Here is a 6,851-nt window from a genome sequence, read left to right on the forward strand (position 1 = left end):
AGTAAATGGAAACTGCTCTAGGATCATCGACCAACTCTGGCGCATCACTCTCATCAGCAGGCGCTCCTGCACATGAGTGCTGATCGATTGGGCTTGTTATAGATAGCAATTTAGTAAATACCACCCAGATTACTATATAAAGTCTTTTACATCTAATCCAAACTTTAAGAACTTTATTGAAATAAATGGCACATTCTTAGTATCATTTATGCATCTATTGGGACAAAGAACACAGTGTGTTGCTAGCGCCACAATTTCCAGGGTGCACCTGCGGCCCACTGCTGCTCGAGAACCTGCTTGTCGCGCAAAGAGTCCATGCTTTGCCAGAAGCCGTCGTGCCGATAGCTCGCGAGTTTGCCGTTCTCGATCAGGCGAGACATGGGTGTATCTTCAAACACGGTGCTATCACCATCAATCAAGTCAAGCAGCTCAGGTTCGCACACGAAGAAACCGCCATTGATGAAGCCTCCGTCACCGGTGCCCTTTTCGCGAAACCCCAGCACAGAATTCTCTCCCTCGGTTAGCCTTAGTGCGCCGTAGCGTCCCGGCTGGGTCACCGCGGTCAGGGTGCACCACGCTTTGGCAGCTTCATGGGTTGCTATAAGTTTAGGAAGATCGACATCGCTTAGCCCATCACCGTAAGTCAAGAGAAAGCGTTCGTCCCGAAGCAGATGCCGGGCTCGCCGCAGACGGCCGCCGGTCATCGTCTCGCCGCCGGTGTCAAGCACCGTCACTCGCCAGTCTTCATGGGGCTCGTTCAGCCACTTAGTATCACCAGATGAAAGATCGATCGTAAAATCCGCGTGATGCCCTCGAAAGTTGAGGAAGTAGTCGCGGATGTATCCGACTTTATAACCACCCAACACAACAAAGTCGCGAAAACCGAAGTGTGCATAATAGCTCATGATGTGCCACATGATAGGCCGACCGCCAATTTCTACCATAGGTTTTGGCCGTACACTGGTCTCCTCGCTGAGGCGAGTACCAAAGCCGCCGGCAAATAAGACCACCTTCATTATGCTACTCCGCACAAATGCCTGCTCACAGCCAGAGCAGGTCTTTAGAGAGACGTCCGGCTTGGATATGATCCTGCAACACTTGCAGTCGTATGAGTTGGGATGATCGAAAATTTGGATCTGCGAATCCCATACTTTGAAGGCCACCAACAATTTCTTGAATTGAGTCAGCCAAATGCTTCAGTGGCTGGTGATCTGGCGCCAGCACCGCAAAGCGGCTAAAGTCTACTTGATAGGAGCGGCTATCGGCCGGTGCGGCTGTGTTAATATTGACCCGCGTTCCGGGCACAGCTGCTGCTACAGCAGCTGCGAGATCACGCACCTGGTAGTTCGCCGAGTTACTTCCGGCGTTTAGGATAAGGAATCTGTCGCTGGTACTTGAGGACCTAGAGGAAGCCCATACTAAGGCGCGCGCCATATCAGATGTATCGATTAGCGGCCGCCACGGTGTCCCGTCGCTGAGCACGCTGATCTCCCCCATCGTTAGCGCGCAGGCGACGAAATCATTCAATACTAAATCGAGGCGCAGCCGACTTGACATACCGCAAGCTGTGGCAAAGCGTAGACATGTGATCGTCATGTCGCTGTCCAAGCTTGAGAGGTGCTGCTCAGTTCCGACCTTAGATGCTGCATAGACAGTGACAGGATTTACAGTATCGTCCTCGCGACGGGGACCTCCCTGGGCTACGCCATAGACGCTGCAGCTTGACGCAAACACGAAGCTGCGCACGCGTGCACTACTCGCGGCCTCTGCCAGAAGCACTGAGGCATCCTGGTTGATCTCTCGAGTTACCTCGGCAAACCGGCTTCCCATGGGATCATTCGAAACCGCTGCGAGATGAATGACTGCATCGTAGCCGCGTAGTAGCTCAGGCTTGATCGTCCGGATATCTCCGTAGCTCTGTTGGTCGAGTAGCCGCTCTGGCAGATCAGGCGCGCCGGTTAGGCAATGCGCGAAGAATGCTCCGTCATATCCATGCAGGTAAGCTTGCGGATGCATGTTCCTTAGCTGACGCATAACAGCTGCGCCCACATAGCCCAAATTTCCTGTGATCAATACCCGCATAGTGTCAGTCTCAACGCCCGCTGTCTTGTCGAGTCCAGAGGCAACCTATCTGCCATACAGACGCGCTTCACTCGATAGGGAAAAGTACGCAATCGCGTTTTACCAACAGACAATTACTGATATTGGGAACCAAGATGCCCCTTTGGTCTCTCCCTGCGAGAAAAGTCGCTTCACTAGGCCGACAGTGTCTCCCGCCAACGTACCGAGGGGCTCGAAACCACTTGGGCAGATTAAGCGTTCCAAAAAATGGTCCATCGCAAATGATGTTTTGCTCTGCTTGGAGTGCGCCACACTTGACCGGACAGGCGGCTAGATGGGTATAGGCACTCTGGTCCAGGAACTCCCGAGGTGAGAGGAACCGCTTTCCTGGGCGCGGGTGAACGGTGTTGTAGTCTTCGATCCAGCCTGGCAGAAGCCGCAGCACGGCTTCGTCGTAGAGCCGTAGTGGGTCCGGCCTGGACGAAGCGCAGTGTCCGGAGCCAGCCTCAACCCGTTCAGGCGCATGATTCGGAGCACTCGCTTGGCGTTGACGATCGGTTTCCCTTGGCTCGTACAGCCCGGTTCACCAGCGCGACAACGCGGCGTAAATGGTAGGTCGAACGCTCATCGACGATCTGGCGGAAGGTGAGCAGCAACGCCGCGTCCTCCGGTTTGCAACATGGGCCACGCGGCCAGGCCGGTCACCCGGCGCGTTGAAGCAACCTTAAACGGGCGACGCTTAAAGTCTCGGCCACGGCTCTCATGGCGAACTGCCCTCGTGAGTGCTCCAGGACGGCAGCAGCAAGGTGGGTTTTCTTGCACGCGGGAGGTCGAGGACCTCGCGGAAGATCTCTGCCTACATGGTCTTGCGCCCGAGCATCCGTTCCAGGTCGCGCACGCGTCGCTCAAGCTCCTAAACCTTGCTGGTGCCGACCACGTCCTTGTCGGCTCCGACCGCTTTGTGCTTGCCTTCCAGCATGCACTGCTGATCCCAAAACAGCACGCTCGGGCCAAGGCACAGGGATGTGGCGTTCAAGGCAAATGGCAGCGCCGAACCGACAGCGGTGACTGGACAACCCTTTATTGTGCCGGATTTGCGGATTTTCGGGCGGCGGGAACCGGCTTGTGGATATAGCGGTAAAAATGCCGATAACCACGGAAGCTCGTATCTGCAAAGGCGTCGAGCCACCTTTCCGGATTTTCCGGGTCGATCAGCCTAAGCTCACGCTCTCAGAACTGCTTCTCGTGCCCGTCGGGTTCCTCTATCGGACGAGGGCTCCGGTGACAATGCATTCAGAAAGTGCATAATCATCGTGTTTCCCTTACTGAGCACTGGAGAGCGAAAGGATATCTCAAGTGAGGACAGTCCTGGGACTGCACATGGCTTTGCTAGGTGGTGTCTTGGCTGCTGGTGCTGCACAAGCAGTCCCTGATCCGTCTCGCAATGTTCTCTGGACAGCTCTGCAAGGCTGTATTCTTGCAAAGCAGACTCTAGGACGAACATTTCCCTGCCTCGCCGTCGACTTGGGCGACAAAGAGCGCCCCGGCACCGCTGTCCTGCGCGCACCCGGGCAACCAACACACACCGTCGTCATTCCGACTGCGCATGTGGCGGGATTGGAGGCACCGGAGCTTCAGGGACCGAACGGTATTGCCTACTGGCGAGCAGCGCTGGCAGCGCGCAGCTACGTCACGGACGCACTCAGGGGTCAACTTTCCCTCCAGGATGTCGGCATGGCGGTGAACTCGGCGGGCGGCCGCAGTCAGGATCAGCTACATATCCACCTCGACTGTGTCGACCTGAGCACGCGTGCTGCCCTTCAACAATTTGGCCGCAACGTGACAGAACAATGGTCACCTCTTCCGGTTGGGCTTCATGGAAGTCGCTTCTTTGCGATGCGAATTCCAGCCGCCAAGGCCGACAGTTTCAACCCGTTCGTAGCACTAATGCACCTGCCAGGGCGTCAAACAATCCTTCGCGCGACAAGCCTTGCGGTGATAAGCACGCCGCAGGAGGAGGTAAACCAGGGCTTCTACGTCCTGGCGTATCGATCTCCAGGCAGCCATGCCGAGAAGCTTCTCGATCATACCTGCGCGGCTGCTACTGGGGCTGCGGTGACCCGCCCCAAAGTAGTGGCTCGGGTTCAAAGTTAGTGGAGGGTTGGTCTCCAGGAACGGTCAGGCTCTCCGCTTATGATCCAACACGTCTCTCTCTGTGGCGCCTTCGACGCTGGGTGATGCCAACGAGCGCATGGTATTTGCCGTTGTATAGAGAAGGTGCGCTTGTAGATCAGCAGATAGTTCGCGGAACTCTTGGACATCGTGCTTCGCTCGTGAAGTAATAACCTGCTTCAGGAATGCTTCTTCCAACTCTCGTGTTAGTTTCACGCGTGTATTGCCATCACTGCTACGCCGTCTTCCTAGCTGCTCCTGTACAGCACGGTTGCGAGCCTCCGAACGCGTGCGGCCGATAAGTTCGCCCAACTCATCATAGGTCAACCAAATCTGAGGCAAGATGTTGCATCCTTGGATAAGGGTTTCTGCTTTCTGGAATATCCACAGTCAGGCTGAGGGTACTTACTCATGGTAAATTTTTCGTTGCCATAGACCCGCCACCGCAATCCGTATTCACATCTAAGATTGGCGCTGCAGCTTCGCATCGCGTGCGCTGGCCAGATCGCTTTCCCAACTCGACGATTTTGCCGGGAAGCCCATCGTTGGCTGTGGTGTTCAATCCTGATCAGCAACGCATGCGGAGGGCTGATCCTGCCGTTCGCCTGACACCTCAATCAACGTTCGAGCCCGGCATCTCGCGGGGAGGATGACGCTCAACTGCGCTCCCTAACGCCTGTCGGTTAACGCGCAGCACTCAGACTTATACGTAGCATTACAATTGTGGTCTGTGTGGAGCTCTGACTCGCTGGCCGACCATGATTCGGCGATCATGGATGGCGAGGATGGCGGGCGGGCCTGTCGAGGCGACATTCGAGCTGTGGGGATCGTCGCTGCGCCAGGTGAAGGGCCGGATCAGGCCGTTGTTTGAGCAGGAGTGGAGACGGCCTCACCAAGCTGCCCCAAATAGCAACTGTAATGCTAGCACTGACCGCCGGCGTGGAGGCTCTCACGCCGGCGACCTTGAGACGGGGAAGTTTTCGATCGCCGCGACTTCGCCGAGTCGGGGCACCCTAACTTATGCCCCTTAATGAACAGATATAAACTCGACAGCAGGTCCTTTTGTGTTAGAAAAAACCCCTGCTGTGAGATTGTGTCCGTAAACACACGCGGTGTCCAGATTTACTCTATATTGACGAACTTCTGGCAGCCCCGACATTTGCGCAGTGTGTCCGTGTACAACATATTTTGTAAAATCGAAATCGACCGTCAGAAAATCTTCTCTAATCCACAAGTGTGTTTCTCTATCTTCCATTTTTACTGCATGATATGGCCTCAGACCAGCATGAACAAAGTACCGATGTTCATCTTCATAAATGGTCGGAAGCTGAGACAACCAATCGATGTCACCTGCTGGTATTTGAGATACTTTTCTTATACCGTAACTCTCCAATACCTTTCCACCGCCATTTTCTATCCAGCGCCAAAAGTAAGCTCTGTCTTGATGAGCCTGCAAGAGCATATCCTCATGATTCCCAGCAAGGCAAACGACGTTTTGTTGATCGATTGATTGTAATTTTCGGAGGTGCGCAATTACCGCGGCAGAGTTAGGCCCCCTATCAATGTAATCACCAAGAAATACAAGACGGTAGGAGCGCCCATCACGATGCTTTTCGATCAATCTAAGCAATTCCAACAGTTGCTCGTAGCATCCATGTATATCTCCTATTGCGTATACGATTCGCATTCTCATAATCCAACCTTTTCAGTCTCACCGCAGAAGATATCTAATTAAAGAAATTCCATCCAGTACTGGCTCAACATAAATTGAATTGACACAACTCCCAAGTGATGGATCTGGGGTAAAATTTGTCGGGTTAAACCTGCATCACTCGAACATCTTGTTCCATCCACGCAGGATAAAATCGCTGCGCACGAGCAGTACATGAGATCGAGCAAACGCGCGTGTTAGACATTTCAAACAGATGCATGTGGGTACAGAGCTGGTCGCTGCGGACGTGATAATAGGTCAACATCGGGGTTCTTGGCATCCGCAAGGGTAGGCATTTGGTCGTGCTGCCCATACGATCTATCCATAAACACGCTAGCGGCAGGCTCAGCCTACCGGTCGGTGAGTGCTTCAGCTTAGCCAAGCCTTGTTAGATGTTAAGGCCGTTACGGATACTACCAAATGTGTCTTGGCAGACTCCTACGTTTTTGTGTTGCGACGCAAACGACTTTCCAACGCTCATCAATATTCTATGGAAACCGCGGGGTACTGCAGGCTTGTCACGTTCCGCCATGGTTCAGCTTTCAAGGGCTGATCCATCACCGTTGCCAGGTGAGACTCAAGCTTATTGCAGAGGTTTGGGTGGACGGATATTTGCACCGCTCACCGAGAAAAACTTCTTCTACCCGGTAGAGCGTAACGTTTCCCTCGTATGGTCCACAGGGTGCTTCGCATAATCTACTTTACCGTCGAGAGAGACAGTATGATCCTACAGTGCGCCGCGCCCACAGCTCACCCGAAGGAAGCTAAGGGAATGCTCGTCTGTCCTCCAAACGCGGCTTGTGCTTGTCTGTCAACGCACAAAGAACGACCGTCCCATCCGTTTCAACCCGTGCGAGTAGGATTCGCAGCATCGCAAGCTTCTTCCCTTAGAGTCTGTCTCGGAACT

Annotated in this window: 5 protein-coding genes; 1 reads left to right on the forward strand and 4 read right to left on the reverse strand. The window is 54.1% G+C overall.

Going from position 1 to position 6,851, the window contains the following annotated elements; genetic code table 11:
* Positions 1–242 precede the first annotated feature (242 nt).
* The 3 genes from rfbF to MFF55_RS26545 form a co-directional block, all read right to left on the reverse strand.
* Positions 243–1,016 (reverse strand): glucose-1-phosphate cytidylyltransferase, encoded by a 774-nt coding sequence (gene rfbF, locus MFF55_RS26535; protein ID WP_238247220.1) that lies wholly within the window; start codon positions 1,014–1,016, stop codon positions 243–245.
* Positions 1,017–1,041: 25 nt separating this feature from the next.
* Positions 1,042–2,082: an NAD-dependent epimerase/dehydratase family protein gene (locus MFF55_RS26540; protein WP_238247221.1), complete on the reverse strand. Its 1,041-nt coding sequence runs from the start codon at positions 2,080–2,082 to the stop codon at positions 1,042–1,044.
* Positions 2,083–2,974: 892 nt separating this feature from the next.
* Positions 2,975–3,250 carry a hypothetical protein gene (locus tag MFF55_RS26545; protein ID WP_238247223.1) on the reverse strand — a complete coding sequence of 92 codons (276 nt, stop codon included), beginning with the start codon at positions 3,248–3,250 and terminating at the stop codon, positions 2,975–2,977.
* Between the two features lie 167 nt (positions 3,251–3,417).
* On the opposite strand from MFF55_RS26545, the gene MFF55_RS26550 reads away from it, so the two are divergent.
* Positions 3,418–4,215, forward strand: coding sequence for a CDP-diacylglycerol diphosphatase (locus MFF55_RS26550; protein WP_238247225.1), 798 nt, complete (start codon positions 3,418–3,420; stop codon positions 4,213–4,215).
* Positions 4,216–5,260: 1,045 nt separating this feature from the next.
* On the opposite strand, the gene MFF55_RS26555 is transcribed toward MFF55_RS26550, so the two are convergent.
* Positions 5,261–5,926, reverse strand: coding sequence for a metallophosphoesterase family protein (locus MFF55_RS26555; RefSeq protein WP_238247227.1), 666 nt, complete (start codon positions 5,924–5,926; stop codon positions 5,261–5,263).
* Between the last annotated feature and the right edge of the window lie 925 nt (positions 5,927–6,851).

It is taken from the genome of Methylobacterium iners (assembly GCF_022179305.1).
GTDB classification, from domain to species: Bacteria; Pseudomonadota; Alphaproteobacteria; order Rhizobiales; family Beijerinckiaceae; genus Methylobacterium; species Methylobacterium iners.

Coding starts and splice junctions, on each gene's coding strand:
- rfbF (WP_238247220.1), bottom strand. CDS start 1,016: ATGAAGGTGGTCTTATTTGCCGGCGGCTTTGGTACTCGCCTCAGCGAG.
- MFF55_RS26540 (WP_238247221.1), bottom strand. CDS start 2,082: ATGCGGGTATTGATCACAGGAAATTTGGGCTATGTGGGCGCAGCTGTT.
- MFF55_RS26555 (WP_238247227.1), bottom strand. CDS start 5,926: ATGAGAATGCGAATCGTATACGCAATAGGAGATATACATGGATGCTAC.